12 protein-coding genes are annotated in these 15,911 nt (G+C 63.0%); 8 read left to right on the top strand and 4 right to left on the bottom strand.

Annotation, left to right across the window (positions count from 1 at the left end; all coding sequences use genetic code 11):
• Positions 1 to 114: 114 nt before the first annotated feature.
• Positions 115 to 978 (bottom strand): translation elongation factor Ts, encoded by an 864-nt coding sequence (gene tsf, locus ACNQPL_RS14945; RefSeq protein WP_279805046.1) that lies wholly within the window; start codon positions 976 to 978, stop codon positions 115 to 117.
• Between the two features lie 185 nt (positions 979 to 1,163).
• Complete coding sequence (rpsB, locus tag ACNQPL_RS14940) at positions 1,164 to 1,901, bottom strand: 30S ribosomal protein S2 (RefSeq protein ID WP_027595792.1); 738 nt, start codon at positions 1,899 to 1,901, stop codon at positions 1,164 to 1,166.
• A gap of 345 nt (positions 1,902 to 2,246) precedes the next feature.
• Here rpsB and map point away from each other — a divergent pair, with 345 nt between their 5' ends.
• The 3 genes from map to dapC are packed head-to-tail and all read left to right on the top strand — an operon-like array spanning position 2,247 to position 6,995.
• On the top strand, positions 2,247 to 3,029 hold the full coding sequence (gene map / locus ACNQPL_RS14935) for a type I methionyl aminopeptidase (RefSeq protein ID WP_016712936.1): 783 nt from the start codon (positions 2,247 to 2,249) through the stop codon (positions 3,027 to 3,029).
• 36 nt (positions 3,030 to 3,065) lie between these two features.
• Positions 3,066 to 5,768, top strand: coding sequence for a [protein-PII] uridylyltransferase (locus ACNQPL_RS14930; protein WP_346611794.1), 2,703 nt, complete (start codon positions 3,066 to 3,068; stop codon positions 5,766 to 5,768).
• 30 nt (positions 5,769 to 5,798) lie between these two features.
• Positions 5,799 to 6,995, top strand: a complete 1,197-nt coding sequence (gene dapC, locus ACNQPL_RS14925) for a succinyldiaminopimelate transaminase (protein ID WP_416467140.1) — start codon at positions 5,799 to 5,801, stop codon at positions 6,993 to 6,995.
• 124 nt (positions 6,996 to 7,119) lie between these two features.
• Here the strand turns inward: dapC and ACNQPL_RS14920 are convergent, their stop codons facing one another.
• On the bottom strand, positions 7,120 to 8,766 hold the full coding sequence (locus ACNQPL_RS14920; RefSeq protein ID WP_346611796.1) for a Na+/H+ antiporter: 1,647 nt from the start codon (positions 8,764 to 8,766) through the stop codon (positions 7,120 to 7,122).
• Between the two features lie 287 nt (positions 8,767 to 9,053).
• Here ACNQPL_RS14920 and ACNQPL_RS14915 point away from each other — a divergent pair, with 287 nt between their 5' ends.
• From ACNQPL_RS14915 to ACNQPL_RS14900, 4 genes are all read left to right on the top strand, one after another.
• A complete protein-coding gene (locus tag ACNQPL_RS14915) occupies positions 9,054 to 9,401 on the top strand; it encodes an ArsC family reductase (protein WP_306381699.1) in 348 nt (115 codons plus the stop codon).
• Between the two features lie 42 nt (positions 9,402 to 9,443).
• The gene (dapD, locus tag ACNQPL_RS14910; RefSeq protein WP_346611797.1) at positions 9,444 to 10,478 is read left to right on the top strand and encodes a 2,3,4,5-tetrahydropyridine-2,6-dicarboxylate N-succinyltransferase; all 1,035 of its coding nucleotides are present in this window, start codon (positions 9,444 to 9,446) and stop codon (positions 10,476 to 10,478) included.
• A 120-nt stretch (positions 10,479 to 10,598) separates the two neighbouring features.
• Complete coding sequence (locus ACNQPL_RS14905; RefSeq protein WP_416467139.1) at positions 10,599 to 11,804, top strand: cysteine desulfurase; 1,206 nt, start codon at positions 10,599 to 10,601, stop codon at positions 11,802 to 11,804.
• The gene (locus tag ACNQPL_RS14900; RefSeq protein ID WP_416467138.1) at positions 11,801 to 12,211 is read left to right on the top strand and encodes a SufE family protein; all 411 of its coding nucleotides are present in this window, start codon (positions 11,801 to 11,803) and stop codon (positions 12,209 to 12,211) included. Before ACNQPL_RS14905 ends, ACNQPL_RS14900 begins: the two co-directional genes overlap by 4 nt.
• Before the next feature lie 92 nt (positions 12,212 to 12,303).
• On the opposite strand, the gene tcdA is transcribed toward ACNQPL_RS14900, so the two are convergent.
• Positions 12,304 to 13,113: a tRNA cyclic N6-threonylcarbamoyladenosine(37) synthase TcdA gene (gene tcdA / locus ACNQPL_RS14895; protein ID WP_416467137.1), complete on the bottom strand. Its 810-nt coding sequence runs from the start codon at positions 13,111 to 13,113 to the stop codon at positions 12,304 to 12,306.
• Positions 13,114 to 13,245: 132 nt separating this feature from the next.
• Here tcdA and ACNQPL_RS14890 point away from each other — a divergent pair, with 132 nt between their 5' ends.
• Entirely contained in the window at positions 13,246 to 15,837 is a 2,592-nt protein-coding gene (locus ACNQPL_RS14890; protein WP_346611801.1) for a glycosyltransferase, read from the top strand.
• Positions 15,838 to 15,911: the final 74 nt, after the last annotated feature.

Below are 15,911 nucleotides of genomic sequence, written 5' to 3'. Positions count from 1 at the left end.
TAACGTGACGCAGCGACTGCGTCAGCGAACAACGGTTCGAAAACCGCTCCCGCTTTGACAAAGAGGCTGCGCGCGTGAGCGGGCAGCCTCTTTGGGGCGACAGACGAGTCTGTCTTACTGCTTGGCAGCTGCTACCTGAGCGGCTACTTCAGCAGCGAAGTCGTCGACCGGCTTCTCGATGCCTTCGCCTACTTTGAAGTAAGTGAAGGAAACGATTTCAGCGCCGGCTTTCTTGGCCAGTTCGCCGACTTTGACTTCCGGGTTCATGACGAAGGCTTGCTCTTTCAGCGAGGCTTCGGCCTTGAACTTGGTGATACGGCCGTTGATCATGTTCTCAACGATGTTTTCCGGCTTGCCGGCGATCTTGTCGGCGTTCAGCTGCAGGAAGACATTCTTCTCGCGCTCGATGGCCTCGGCGGAGATTTCCGAAGCATCCAGGAACTCTGGGTTCGAGGCTGCAACGTGCATGGCGATGTTCTTGGCCAGCTCGACGTCGCCGCCTTTCAGGACAACAACGGCACCGATCTTGTTGCCGTGCAGGTAAGCACCGACAACGTCACCCTCAACGCGCACCAAGCGGCGGATATTGACGTTTTCGCCGCACTTGGCAACCAGGGCTTCACGAGCAGCTTCACGCGAGGCGATCAGCGGAGCTGCGTCAGTCAGCTTCTGGGCGAAGGCTTCTTCGATGCTTTCGGCAACGAAGTTCTTGAAGTCGTCTTGCAGGGCCAGGAAGTCGGTCTGCGAGTTCACTTCCAGCAGAACGGCGGATTTACCGTCGGTCTTGACTGCGATCGCGCCTTCAGCAGCGACGTTGCCAGCCTTTTTGGCGGCCTTGATGGCGCCCGAGGCACGCATGTCGTCAATGGCTTTTTCGATGTCGCCGCCGGCCTTTTCCAGGGCCTTCTTGCAATCCATCATGCCTTCGCCGGTACGCTCGCGCAGTTCTTTGACCAGCGCTGCAGTAATTGCTGCCATTTCAAAATCCTCTTGGAAAGTTTTTCAACCATTCCACCCGCTCGTCACGGGCGTTCAATTCTGCGAATCCGCTGTTGTTGTCTCAGCCAGCCCATGATGCGGGGGCATTGCTGACAGCAGGATTTCAAGGTGGCAAAAAGGGGGCAAAGCCCCCTTTTTGCGTGCCAAGTAGACGCTAGCGCCTATTACTCAGCAGCAGGTGCAGCCGCTTCTTCAGCGTAGACTTCGGTGCCGCCAGCAACGTTGTTGCGGCCGCGGATGATGGCGTCGGCCATCGAAGTCATGTACAGCTCGATGGCGCGGATGGCGTCGTCGTTGCCTGGGATGATGTAGTCAACACCTTCCGGGCTGCTGTTGGTATCGACAACGCCGATTACCGGGATGCCCAGCTTGTTGGCTTCGGTGATAGCAATGCGCTCGTGGTCAACGTCGATCACGAACAGGGCATCAGGCAGGCCGCCCATGTCCTTGATACCACCCAGGCTGCGGTCCAGCTTTTCCAGATCGCGCGAACGCATCAGGGCTTCTTTCTTGGTCAGCTTGGCAAAGGTGCCATCTTCGGCCTGGGTTTCCAGGTCGCGCAGACGCTTGATCGAAGCACGGATGGTTTTGTAGTTGGTCAGCATGCCGCCCAACCAGCGGTGATCAACGTATGGCGAACCGGCGCGAGCAGCTTGCTCGGCAACGATCTTGCCGGCGGAACGCTTGGTGCCGACGAACATGATCTTGTTCTTGCCCTGAGCCAGACGCTCTACGAAAGCCAGAGCTTCGTTGAACATTGGCAGGGTTTTTTCCAGGTTGATGATGTGGATCTTGTTACGCGCGCCGAAAATGTACTTGCCCATTTTCGGGTTCCAGTAACGGGTCTGGTGGCCGAAGTGCACACCGGCCTTCAGCATATCGCGCATGTTGACTTGGGACATGATAGTTCCTTGATAAGTCGGGTTGGGCCTCCACGTATCCCAATGACCAACCCGCAAATTCGAGAACTCGGGGCACCCAGGTCATCGTGTCGACACGTGTGTGGGTTTATGCTCACGGGGTCGTCCCCGAAAGCGGCGCATTTTATACCACAGACCGCGACCGAACGGAACCAGGATAATCGCTCGTCCGTCAGCGGTTTTTGCAGCACCCCGCCAAACAGGCCAGAATGCCCCCTGTAGACAGCAGCATGGCCGCCTTTATCCCGACAGAATGCCGCCCTGCTCTGCTAGAATCCGGCCTTTCCCGTTTGTTCGCGCCGCCCGCGGCGCCGTAGAGAGCCTGTAATGACCGTTACCATCAAGACCGCAGAAGACATCGAGAAGATGCGCATCGCCGGCCGCCTGGCCGCCGAAGTGCTGGAAATGATCGAAGAGCACGTCAAGCCCGGTGTCACCACCGAAGCGCTCGACCGCCTGTGCCACGACTACATCGTCAACGTCCAGCAGGCGATCCCGGCACCGCTCAACTACAAAGGCTACCCGAAGTCGATCTGCACCTCGATCAACCATGTGGTCTGCCACGGCATCCCCAACGACAAGCCGCTCAAGGACGGTGACACGCTGAACATCGACGTCACCGTGATCAAGGACGGCTACCACGGCGACACCAGCCGCATGTTCCACGTCGGCACCGTGCCGGTATGGGCCGAGCGCCTGTCCAAGGTCACCCAGGAATGCATGTACAAGGCCATCGAACTGGTCAAGCCGGGCTGCCGCCTGGGCGACATCGGTGAAGTGATCCAGAAGCACGCCGAAAAGAACGGTTTCTCGGTGGTGCGCGAGTTCTGCGGCCATGGCATCGGCAAGGTGTTCCACGAAGAGCCGCAGATCCTTCACTACGGCCGTGCCGGCACTGGCATGGAGCTCAAGGAAGGCATGACCTTCACCATCGAGCCGATGATCAACCAGGGCAAGGCCGATACCAAGGTGCTGGGCGACGGCTGGACGGCCATCACCAAGGACCGCAAGCTCTCGGCCCAGTGGGAGCACACCCTGGTGGTGACCGCGACCGGCTACGAGATCTTCACCCTGCGCAAGGACGACACCATCCCGCGCACCTCGGCCTGATTTGACGCCAAGGCCTTTACGACAGGAACGCGACGCATGCCCCAGGTGGATCCCGAGCTGTTCGACCGCGGCCAGTTCCAGGCGGAACTGGCCCTCAAGGCGAGCCCAATCGCCGCCTTCAAGAAGGCCATCCGCCAGGCCGGCGAGGTGCTCGACAAGCGTTTTCGCGAAGGCCGGGAGATCCGTCGGCTGATCGAGGACCGCGCCTGGCTCGTCGACAACATTCTGCAGCAGGCCTGGAACCAGTTCGACTGGGGCGACACCAGCGGCATCGCCCTCGTCGCGTGCGGTGGTTACGGGCGCGGCGAATTGCACCCGCACTCGGACATCGACCTGCTGATCCTGCTCGGCGCCGCCGAGCACGAGCAGTACCGCGACGCCATCGAACGGTTCCTGACCCTGCTATGGGATATCGGCCTGGAAGTGGGCCAGAGCGTGCGCACCGTCGATGAATGTGCCGAGCAGGCGCGTGCCGACCTGACGGTCATTACCAACATGATGGAAAGCCGCACCATCGCCGGCCCCGAAGCCTTGCGCCAGCGCATGCTGGATGTCACCAGCACCGCGCACATGTGGCCGAGCCGGGAGTTCTTCCTGGCCAAGCGCGCCGAACTCAAGGCCCGCCACCACAAGTACAACGACACCGAGTACAACCTCGAGCCCAATGTCAAAGGCTCGCCCGGCGGCCTGCGCGACATCCAGACGGTGCTGTGGGTGGCCCGGCGCCAATACGGCACGCTGAACCTGCACGCCCTGGCCGGCGAAGGTTTTCTGCTGGAGAGCGAAAACGAACTGCTGGCCTCGTCCCAGGACTTCCTGTGGAAAGTGCGCTACGCCCTGCACATGCTGGCGGGCCGCGCCGAGGACCGCCTGCTGTTCGACCACCAGCGCAGCATCGCCGCGCTGCTGGGCTACACCGATGAAAACCCCAAGCGCGCCATCGAACAGTTCATGCAGCAGTACTACCGGGTGGTGATGAGCATCAGCCAGCTGTGCGACCTGATCATCCAGCACTTCGAGGAAGTCATCCTCGCCGATGACGACAGCGGCACCACCCAGCCGCTGAATGCGCGCTTCCGCCTGCACGACGGCTATATCGAGGCGGTCAGCCCGAACGTGTTCAAGCGCACGCCGTTCGCCATGCTGGAAATCTTCGTGCTGATGGCCCAACACCCCGAGATCAAGGGTGTGCGCGCCGACACCGTGCGCCTGCTGCGCGAGCATCGCCACCTGATCGACGACACCTTCCGCAACGACATCCGCAACACCAGCCTGTTCATCGAGCTGTTCAAATGCGAAATCGGCATCCACCGCAACCTGCGGCGGATGAACCGCTACGGCATCCTTGGCCGCTACCTGCCGGAATTCGGCCTGATCGTCGGGCAGATGCAGCATGACCTGTTCCACATCTATACGGTCGATGCGCATACCCTCAACCTCATCAAGCACCTGCGCAAGCTGCAGTACACGCCGGTGTCCGAGAAATTCCCGCTGGCCAGCAAGCTCATGGGCCGCCTGCCCAAGCCGGAGCTGATCTACCTGGCCGGGCTGTACCACGACATCGGCAAAGGCCGCCAAGGCGACCATTCCGAACTGGGCGCGGTGGATGCGCAGAAGTTCTGCGAACGCCACCAGCTGCCGGCCTGGGACAGCCGCCTGATCGTCTGGCTGGTGCTGAACCACCTGGTGATGTCGACCACCGCCCAGCGCAAAGACCTGTCCGACCCGCAGGTGATCAACGACTTTGCCCTGCATGTCGGCGACGAAACGCGCCTGGACTACCTCTATGTGTTGACCGTGGCCGACATCAACGCCACCAACCCCAGCCTGTGGAATTCCTGGCGCGCCAGCCTGCTGCGCCAGCTGTACACCGAGACCAAGCGCGCCCTGCGCCGCGGCCTGGAAAACCCGCTCGATCGCGAAGAACAGATCCGCCAGACGCAAAGCTCGGCACTGGACATTCTGGTGCGCGAGGGCACCGACCCGGACGACGTCGAGCAACTGTGGTCCCAGCTTGGCGACGACTACTTCCTCAAGCACAACGCCGCCGATGTGGCCTGGCACACCGACGCCATCCTCCAGCAACCCGCTGACGGCGGGCCGCTGGTACTGATCAAGGAAACCACCCAGCGCGAGTTCGAAGGCGGCACGCAGATCTTCATCTATGCACCCGACCAGCACGACTTCTTTGCCGTGACCGTGGCGGCCATGTCGCAGCTCAACCTGAACATCCATGACGCGCGGATCATCACCTCCAGCAGCCAGTTCACCCTCGACACCTACATCGTGCTCGACAACGACGGCGGCTCGATCGGCGACAACCCGCAGCGGGTCAAGCAGATCCGCGACGGCCTGACCGAAGCGCTGCGCAACCCCGAGGATTACCCAACGATCATCCAGCGTCGGGTGCCGCGCCAGCTCAAGCACTTCAACTTCCCGCCGCAGGTGACCATCCTCAACGATGCCCAGCGGCCGGTGACCATCCTGGAGATCACCGCACCCGACCGCCCCGGCCTGCTGGCACGCATCGGGCGAATCTTCCTGGAGTTCGACCTGTCGCTGCAAAATGCCAAGATCGCCACCCTCGGCGAACGCGTGGAAGACGTGTTCTTCATTACCGACGCCGATAACCAGCCGCTGTCCGACCCGCAACTGTGCAGCCGCCTGCAGGAAGCCATCGTGCAGCAGCTGCAGGCCGGCCAGGCCAGCGACACCAGCCCGAACCGCGTGACCTTTTAACGATTAGACGATTGACGAGACCTTGCGCCGATGAACCCTGCCCTGACCCAGCTTCAGCCCTACCCGTTCGAGAAACTCCGCGCCCTACTGGGCAGCGTGAAGCCTGCAGCGGACAAACGCGCCATCGCTCTGTCGATTGGTGAGCCGAAGCACGAATCGCCTGCGTTCGTCGCCCAGGCCATGGCCGACAACCTCGACAAGCTGGCGGTCTATCCCAGCACTCTCGGCCTGCCAGCCCTGCGCCAGGCCATTGGCCAGTGGTGCGAACGCCGTTTCGGCGTGCCGGCCGGCTGGCTGGATGCCGACCGCCACATTCTGCCGGTCAACGGTACCCGCGAGGCGCTGTTCGCCTTCACCCAGGCCGTGGTCAACCGCGACAATGATGGCCTGGTAGTCAGCCCCAACCCGTTCTACCAGATCTACGAGGGCGCAGCCCTGCTCGCCGGTGCCACCCCGCACTACCTGGCGTGCCTGGAAGCCAACGGGTTCAACCCGGACTTCGATGCCGTGCCTACGGAAGTCTGGAAGCGTTGCCAGATCCTGTTCCTGTGCTCGCCGGGCAACCCCACCGGTGCGCTGGTGCCGATGGACACCCTGAAGAAGCTGATTGCCCTGGCCGACGAGCACGACTTCGTGATCGCCGCCGACGAGTGCTACAGCGAACTGTACTTCGACGAAGACGCGCCACCACCGGGCCTGCTCAGCGCCTGCGCCGAGCTTGGCCGCAACGATTTCAAGCGTTGCGTGGTGTTCCACAGCCTGTCCAAACGTTCCAACCTGCCGGGCCTGCGCTCGGGCTTCGTCGCCGGTGACGCCGCGATCATCAAGCCGTTCCTGCTGTACCGCACCTACCATGGCTGCGCCATGCCCGTGCAGACCCAGCTGGCCAGCATCGCTGCCTGGCAGGACGAGGCGCATGTGCGCGAGAACCGTGACCAGTACCGCGCCAAGTACGATGCCGTGCTGGATATCCTGCAGCCGGTAATGGATGTGCAGCGGCCGGATGGCAGCTTCTACCTTTGGGCCAAGGTGCCGGGCTGCGATGCTGCGTTCACCCGCGACCTGTTCGAAGCGCAGCATGTGACCGTGGTGCCGGGCTCGTACCTGTCCCGCGAAGTAGAGGGTGTCAACCCTGGTGCCGGCCGGGTGCGCATGGCGCTGGTTGCGCCGCTGGCCGAATGCATCGAGGCGGCTGAGCGGATTCGCGCCTTCCTGCAAAACCGCTGACGGAACTGGGGGCACTTTGTGCCCCATTCGCGGGGCAAGCCAGCTCCCACAGGTTCTCCATTGCATTTGAGGTTGCTGGGTACCTGTGGGAGCGGGCTTGTCCCGCGAATGGCAACAATGAGTTCTACCTGACCTGCCCCAGGTTGGCCTCACTCATATCCAGCTCACCCAACACCTGCCGCACCACCTCATCGCCCACCAGGTGCTGGCGATGCAGGTTATACAGCTCCAGCCGCTGCGCCCGTAGTGCGCGCAAACGCAAACGCCGCTCGAGCAAATCCATTTGCTCAGCCAAAGCTCTCGCCTCAGCCGTGTCGTTGTAACTGTTCAGCTCGTCCCGATACTCGGCCATCAACCTTGCCTTGAGCTCGGTGGCCAGCGTCGCCTGCGCGGCATCCTGCGGCGCGTTGGCGTCGATCACTTCCTCAGCTTCCAACGCATGAATCGCCGCCTCGGCGGTACGGCGCCAGGCTTCCTGCACTTCCTGATGCAGGCGCTCGTCGGGGCTCTTGGTGATGCCACGCAGCAGGATCGGCAACGCGATGCAGGCACTGATCAGCGACAACAAAATGACCCCGGCGGCAATGAAGATCAGCAGGTCGCGTTCAGGGAACGCCTGGCCCGCCCCCATCAGCAACGGTATCGACATCACACCCGCCAGGGTCACCGCACCCCGTACCCCGCCCAAGGTCAGCAGCCAGCACGAGCGTGCGGTTGGCATCAGCACCAGCGCCGGCTTGCCGCGCCAGCGCCGCACCACACCAATCGCCCGCCAGATGCTCTGCACCCAGATGAACCGCAGCAGAATCAACGCCGCGAAGATCGCCAGCACGTCCAGGCAACGCCAGGCCAGGGTTGGCCAGACCGTCGCCTCGTGGCTGACCACCGCCTTGATGATGTCGGGCAACTGCAGGCCCAGCAGCAAGAAGATCAAGCCGTTGAACGCAAACTCCAGCAGCGACCAGACGCTGCGGTTGAGCAAGCGGGTGCTGGTCTGGCGCGGCAGCAGGTCGAGCCAGCTCTGCATCATGCCGGCCGCCACCGCCGAGAGAATGCCCGACACACCAAGGCGCTCGGCCAGCACATAAGCGGCAAACGGTAGCAGCAGCATGAACACCACATGGGTAGCCGGGTCATCCCAGCCACGGGCGATCATCCAGGCGCGCAGGCGACCGATCAGCCAGCTCAGGGCCACACCCACCGCCAGGCCACCCAATGCGACCAGCACGAAGCTGAAGCTGGCATCGGCCAACGAGAACACGCCGGTGATCGCCGCTGCCAGCGCGAACTTGAAGGTCACCAGGCCCGACGCGTCGTTCATCAGCGCCTCGCCCTGGAGCATGTGCATCAGCGGGGTGGGTAGGCGGTCCTGGGTTATCGCCGAAACCGCCACGGCGTCGGTCGGCGACAACACGGCTGCCAAGGCGAAGGCCACGGGCAGCGGGATGCTCGGCAGCAGCCAGTGGATGAAGTAGCCGGCACCCACCACGGTGAACAGCACCAGCCCCACGGCCAATGCCACCACCGGCCCGCGAATGCGCCACAGCTCACGCTTGGGGATGCGCCAGCCGTCGGCGAACAGCAGCGGGGGCAGGAACAGGAAGAGAAACAGCTCAGGGTCCAGCGCCACGTGCAGGCCCAGGGTCGGCCAGGCCAACAATGCGCCGGCGGCGATCTGCACCAGTGGCAGGGGTAGCGGGACCATGCGCCCGACCAGTTTCGACACGCTTACCAGCGTCAGCAGGATGAGGACGGTATAGGCTGACTGCATCCGTAAAAGCTTCCTTTATGAATCAAGAACGACAGCGGGGCGAAACATCGCCATTGAAACAATATGTTAGCGGTGATGGCTAAATCGAGACCGCTGCACGATAGTCGCAGGTGACGGATGAATATGTAACATGATGATACTAGAGAGCTGCGACTTCGATGCACGTAGCTCACACCGCCCCCCATTCACCCCACACCCGTGGCGCTCAAAGAATCGTTCCCGCATAATCCCGCGACTGACATTCGGAAATGGAGAGATTGGGGCAGCCTGTGGCCTCAATGCACACAATGACCTACACGCTCTACGGCATCAAAGCCTGCGATACCATGAAAAAGGCGCGCACCTGGCTCGAAGACAAAGCCATCGCCTACGAATTCCATGACTACAAAGCTCAAGGCATCGACCGTGACAGCCTGAACCGCTGGTGCGACGAACACGGCTGGGAAGTCATCCTCAACCGTGCCGGCACCACCTTCCGCAAGCTCGACGACGCCAGCAAGGCCGATCTCGACCAGGCCAAGGCCGTCGAACTGATGCTGGCCCAGCCGTCGATGATCAAGCGCCCGGTGCTCGACCTGGGCGCGCGCACATTGGTCGGCTTCAAGCCTGACCTGTACGCCGCCGCGCTGGCCTGAGCCCGCTGGCGCTTCATACCCTATTTCGCACGAGGTAATCACATGTCCAATACCCTGTTCAGCCTGGCCTTCGGTGTCGGCTCCCAGAACCGCCAGGGCACCTGGCTGGAAGTGTTCTACGCACAACCGTTGCTCAAGCCGAGCGCCGAGCTGGTCGCCGCCGTAGCGCCGATCCTCGGTTACGAAGGCGGCAACCAGGCCATCACCTTCAGCAACGGCCAGGCCTTGAAACTGGCCGAAGCCCTGAAAGGCGTTGATGCTGCCCAGGCCGCTCTGTTGACCCGTCTGGCCGAAAGCCACAAGCCGCTGGTCGCCACCCTGCTGGCCGAAGACGCTGCGCTGACCTCGACCCCTGAGGCCTACCTCAAGCTGCACCTGCTGTCGCACCGCCTGGTCAAGCCGCACGGCCTGAGCCTGGCCGGTATCTTCCCGCTGCTGCCGAACGTGGCCTGGACCAACCAGGGCGCCGTCGACCTGGCGGAGCTTGCCGAACTGCAACTGGAAGCGCGCCTGAAGGGCGAGCTGCTGGAAGTGTTCTCGGTGGACAAGTTCCCGAAGATGACCGACTACGTGGTCCCGGCCGGCGTGCGCATCGCCGACACCGCCCGTGTGCGCCTGGGCGCCTACATCGGCGAAGGCACCACCATCATGCACGAAGGCTTCGTCAACTTTAACGCTGGCACCGAAGGCCCAGGCATGATCGAAGGCCGTGTCTCGGCGGGCGTCTTCGTCGGCAAGGGCTCGGACCTGGGCGGCGGCTGCTCGACCATGGGCACCCTGTCCGGCGGCGGCAACATCATCATCAAAGTCGGCGAAGGCTGCCTGATCGGCGCCAACGCCGGTATCGGCATCCCGCTGGGCGACCGCAACACCGTCGAAGCTGGCCTGTACATCACTGCCGGTACCAAGGTGAACCTGCTCGACGAGAACAACGAGCTGGTCAAAGTGGTCAAGGCCCGTGACCTGGCCGGCCAGACCGACCTGCTGTTCCGCCGCAACTCGCTCAATGGCGCCGTCGAGTGCAAGACGCACAAGTCGGCGATCGAGCTGAACGAGGCGCTGCACGCGCACAACTGAGAATCCTTCAGTACCTGTAGGAGCGGGCTTGCCCGCGAACAGCGCACGCTCAGCGTATGAAATGTTAAGATCGGGTCTGGCACCACGCCAGACCCGATTTTCATTCCAGGCCCCGTGATCATGTTCCAGCCCTCCCCCTGGCGTGCCGATTTCCCCGCTATCGACGCCCTGCAACGGCAGCACCAGACCTACCTGGACAGCGCCGCCACCACCCAGAAGCCCCAGGCCCTGCTCGATGCCCTGAGCCACTATTACGGCCACGGCGCGGCCAACGTGCACCGTGCCCAGCACCTGCCCGGCGCGCTGGCGACCCAAGCGTTCGAAACCAGCCGCGACAAGGTGGCCACCTGGCTCAATGCTGCCGAATCGCGGCAAATCATCTTCACCCACGGCGCCACGTCGGCGCTGAACCTGCTGGCCTATGGCCTGGAACACCGCTTTGAGGCGGGCGAAGAGATCGCCGTCAGCGCCCTGGAACACCACGCCAACCTGCTGCCCTGGCAGCAACTGGCGCAGCGGCGCAACATGCGCCTGGTAGTACTGCCCGTGGACGCGCATGGCCGCATCGACCTCGACCAGGCCTTGCAACTGATTGGCCCACGCACACGGGTGCTGGCCGTCAGCCAGTTGTCCAATGTGCTCGGCACCTGGCAGCCGCTGCCAAGCTTGCTCGCCCACGCACGCGCCCAAGGGGCGTTGACCGTGGTGGATGGTGCACAGGGCGTGGTGCATGGGCGTCACGATGTGCAGCAACTGGGCTGTGACTTCTATGTATTTTCCAGCCACAAGTTGTACGGCCCTGAAGGCGTCGGCGTGCTCTATGGCCGCGCGCAGGCGCTGGAACTGCTGCGCCACTGGCAGTTCGGCGGAGAGATGGTGCAGCTGGCCGATTACCACAGCGCCAGCTTCCGCCCTGCCCCGCTGGGCTTTGAGGCCGGCACACCGCCCATCGCCGGTGTGATCGGGCTGGGCGCGACCCTCGATTACCTGGCCAGCCTGGATGCCATGGCGGTCAGTAACCATGAATCCAGCCTCCATCAGCACCTGTTGCGCGGGCTGGCTGACCGTGACGGCGTGCGCGTACTGGGCTCACCGCAGGCGGCCCTGGCCAGCTTCGTCATCGACGGCGTGCACAATGCCGACATCGCTCACCTGCTGACCGAACAGGGCATTGCCGTACGCGCTGGCCATCACTGCGCCATGCCATTGCTCAAAGGGCTGGGGCTGGACGGGGCGATTCGGGTGTCGCTGGGGCTGTACAACGACAGCGACGACCTGCAGCGGTTTTTCGACGCCCTCGACCAAGGCCTGGAGTTGCTGCGATGAGCCTGCCTGCAGACGCCCAAACGGCGCTGGACAGCTTCGAACAGGCCCGTGGCTGGGAGCAGCGTGCGCGGTTGCTGATGCAAATGGGTGACCGCCTGGCTCCGCTGGAGGATGCGCAAAAGTGCGAAGCCAACCGGGTGCATGGCTGCGAAAGCCTGGTGTGGCTGGTGGTTGAACAGCGCGATGGCCAGTGGCGGTTCAAGGCAGGCAGTGACGCGCGGTTGTTGCGCGGTTTGCTGGCGTTGCTGCTGGTCCGGGTGCAAGGCCTGAACAGTGCTGAACTGGCTGCACTGGATTTGCGCGAGTGGTTCACCCGGCTGGGGCTGGAGCGGCAATTGTCGCCGTCGCGCAGCAATGGGTTGCATGCGGTGTTGCAGCGGATGGCGGAGCTGGTTTCGGTCAGTTGAATCGGCGGGGGGTTCATCGCGGGCAAGCCCGCTCCTACAGGGGCCTGCGGGGGCGGGCTTGCCTGCGATGAAGCCCGCACAGGTCCAGCGCCTTACTCCGGTTTGACCCGTTCAGAAGGCCGCCGCGCACCCGCCACCAGTTTTTCCACCGCCTTGCTGGCAGCCACCATGCCGAAGGTCGCGGTGACCATCATCACGGCGCCAAAGCCCCCTGAGCAGTCCAGGCGCACGCCCTCACCGACGAAGCTTTTCTGCAGGCACACGCTGCCATCCCCCTTGGGATAGCGCAGCTGCTCGCTGGAGAACACGCACGGCACACCGTAATTGCGGCTGACGTTGCGCGAGAAGTTGTAGTCCCGGCGCAAGGTGGAGCGCACGCGCGATGCCAGCGGGTCGTTGAAGGTCTTGTTGAGGTCGCCTATCTGGATTTGCGTCGGGTCGATCTGCCCGCCCGCGCCACCGGTGGTGACCACGGCGATCTTGCGCCGCCGGCACCAGGCAATCAGCGCGGCCTTGGCCATCACGCTGTCGATGCAGTCGATGACGCAATCGAGGTTTTCGGTAATGTATTCGGCCATGGTCTCGCGGGTGACGAAGTCGGCCACTGCATGCACCGTGCACGCCGGGTTGATCGCGCGCAGGCGCTCGGCCATCACCTCGACCTTGGGCCGCCCCACCTGCCCTTCCAGGGCATGGGCCTGGCGGTTGGTATTGCTGACGCAGACATCGTCCAAGTCGAACAGGGTGATCTCGCCCACGCCACTGCGCGCCAGCGCCTCAGCCGCCCACGAGCCAACCCCGCCGATTCCGACGACCCCCACATGGGCCTGGCTCAGGCGTTGCAGCCCGTCGTCGCCGTAAAGCCGGGCAACGCCGGCGAAGCGTGGATCTTCTGTGCTCATGGTGCTACCCGAAACCTATACCTCGAAAACCGGCGCGCATTATAGGCCAGCAGCCGCTTTCAGCTCCATCGTTAGGAAAGAGACTACCAATGCTGCTTTAATGTCCTACCACCTAGAAAGAAATGGACCACAATGTCATCACGCAAATTCGGCCTCAACCTGGTGGTGGTCCTGGCCATCGCCGCGCTGTTCACCGGGTTCTGGGCGCTGATCAACCGCCCGGTTTCCGCACCTGCCTGGCCCGAGCAGATCTCCGGCTTCTCGTACTCGCCATTCCGCCTTGGGGAAAGCCCGCAAAAGGGTCAATACCCCAGCGATGACGAGATGCGCCAGGACCTGGAGCAGATGAGCAAGCTGACCGACAGCATTCGTATCTACACCGTGGAGGGTACCCAGGCTGATATCCCGCGCCTGGCAGAAGAGTTCGGCTTGCGGGTAACGCTGGGCATCTGGATCAGCCCGGACCTGGAACGCAACGAGCGCGAAATCGCCACCGCCATCGAGCTGGCCAACACGTCACGCAGCGTGGTGAGGGTTGTGGTGGGCAACGAGGCACTGTTCCGTGAAGAAGTCACCCCGGAAAACCTGATCAAATACCTCGACCGGGTACGCGCAGCCGTCAAAGTGCCCGTCACCACCAGTGAGCAGTGGCACATCTGGAAAGAACACCCAGAGCTGGCCAAGCACGTCGACCTGATTGCCGCGCACATCCTGCCCTACTGGGAGTTCGTGCCGATGAAGGATTCGGTCGAGTTCGTGCTGGACCGCGCACGTGAACTGAAGCAACAGTTTGCCCGTAAACCGCTGCTGCTTTCGGAAGTCGGCTGGCCGAGCAACGGCCGCATGCGCGGGGGCGCCGATGCCACTCAGGCCGACCAGGCCATCTACCTGCGCACCTTGGTCAACACCCTCAACCGCCGCGGCTACAACTACTTTGTCATCGAAGCCTATGACCAACCGTGGAAGGCCAGTGACGAAGGTTCCGTGGGTGCCTACTGGGGCGTGTACAACGCTGAGCGCCAGCAGAAGTTCAACTTTGAAGGGCCTGTGGTGGCGATCCCGCAATGGCGTGCCCTGGCGGTAGCCTCGGTGGTGTTGGCGGTGATCGCCCTGATGGTGTTGTTCATCGACGGCTCGGCCCTGCGCCAGCGCGGGCGAACCTTCCTGACATTCATCACCTTCCTGTGCGGGTCGGTACTGGTGTGGATCGCCTACGACTACAGCCAGCAGTACAGCACCTGGTTCAGCCTGACCGTGGGCGTGCTGCTGGCGCTGGGCGCGCTGGGGGTGTTCATCGTGCTGCTGACCGAGGCCCACGAACTGGCCGAGGCCGTGTGGATCCACAAGCGGCGCCGGGAGTTCCTGCCAGTACAAGGCGACAGCGCCTACCGGCCGAAGGTCTCGGTGCATGTGCCGTGCTACAACGAGCCGCCGGAGATGGTCAAACAGACCCTCGACGCGCTCGCCGCGCTGGACTACCCGGATTACGAAGTACTGGTGATCGACAACAACACCAAGGACCCTGCCGTGTGGGAGCCGCTCAAGGCCCACTGCGAAAAGCTCGGCGAGCGCTTCAAGTTCTTCCATGTCGCACCGTTGGCCGGTTTCAAGGGTGGCGCCCTGAACTACCTGCTGCCCCACACCGCCAAGGATGCCGAAGTGATTGCAGTGATCGACTCGGATTACTGCGTCGATCGCAACTGGCTCAAGCACATGGTGCCGCACTTCGCCGACCCGAAAATCGCCGTGGTGCAATCGCCGCAGGACTACCGCGACCAGCACGAGAGCGCCTTCAAGAAGCTCTGCTATAGCGAGTACAAAGGCTTCTTCCACATCGGCATGGTGACCCGCAACGACCGCGACGCCATCATCCAGCACGGCACCATGACCATGACCCGGCGCAGCGTGCTCGAGGAGCTAGGCTGGGCCGAGTGGTGCATCTGCGAGGATGCAGAGCTGGGCCTGAGGGTGTTCGAGAAAGGCTTGTCGGCCGCCTACGCCCACAACAGTTACGGCAAGGGCCTGATGCCCGACACCTTCATCGACTTCAAGAAGCAGCGCTTCCGCTGGGCCTACGGTGCTATCCAGATCATCAAGCACCACGCCGCCGCCCTGCTGCGCGGCAAGGGCAGCGAGCTGACCCGTGGCCAGCGTTATCACTTCCTGGCCGGCTGGCTGCCGTGGGTCGCCGATGGTATGAACATCTTCTTCACCGTCGGTGCGTTGCTGTGGTCGGCGGCGATGATCATCGTGCCGCACCGGGTCGACCCGCCCCTGATGATCTTCGCCATCCCGCCGCTGGCGCTGTTCTTCTTCAAGGTCGGCAAGATCATCTTCCTGTACCGTCGGGCAGTAGGGGTCAACCTCAAGGATGCCTTCGCCGCGGCACTGGCGGGGCTGGCGCTGTCGCACACCATCGCCAAGGCGGTGCTGTACGGGTTCTTCACCAGCAGCATGCCGTTCTTCCGCACGCCGAAGAATGCCGACAGCCATGGGCTGCTGGTGGCCATTTCCGAAGCGCGGGAAGAGCTGTTCATCATGTTGCTGCTGTGGGGGGCTGCGCTTGGCATCTACCTGGTGCAGGGGCTGCCGAGCTCCGACATGCGCTTCTGGGTGGCGATGCTGCTGGTGCAGTCGTTGCCGTACCTGGCGGCGTTGGTGATGGCGTTTCTGTCTTCGCTGCCCAAGCCGCAGGAAAAGGCCGCCGAACCGCAACAGGCTTGAGATTGCCGGGGGCGCTTTGCGCCCCTATCGCGACGCTATTTGATATAAGATAACGCCCCTCAGATTTCCCCGCC

Source organism: Pseudomonas sp. LFS044, from assembly GCF_047978245.1.
Lineage (GTDB): Bacteria > Pseudomonadota > Gammaproteobacteria > Pseudomonadales > Pseudomonadaceae > Aquipseudomonas.
This window is presented reverse-complemented; position numbering and strand designations above follow the sequence as displayed.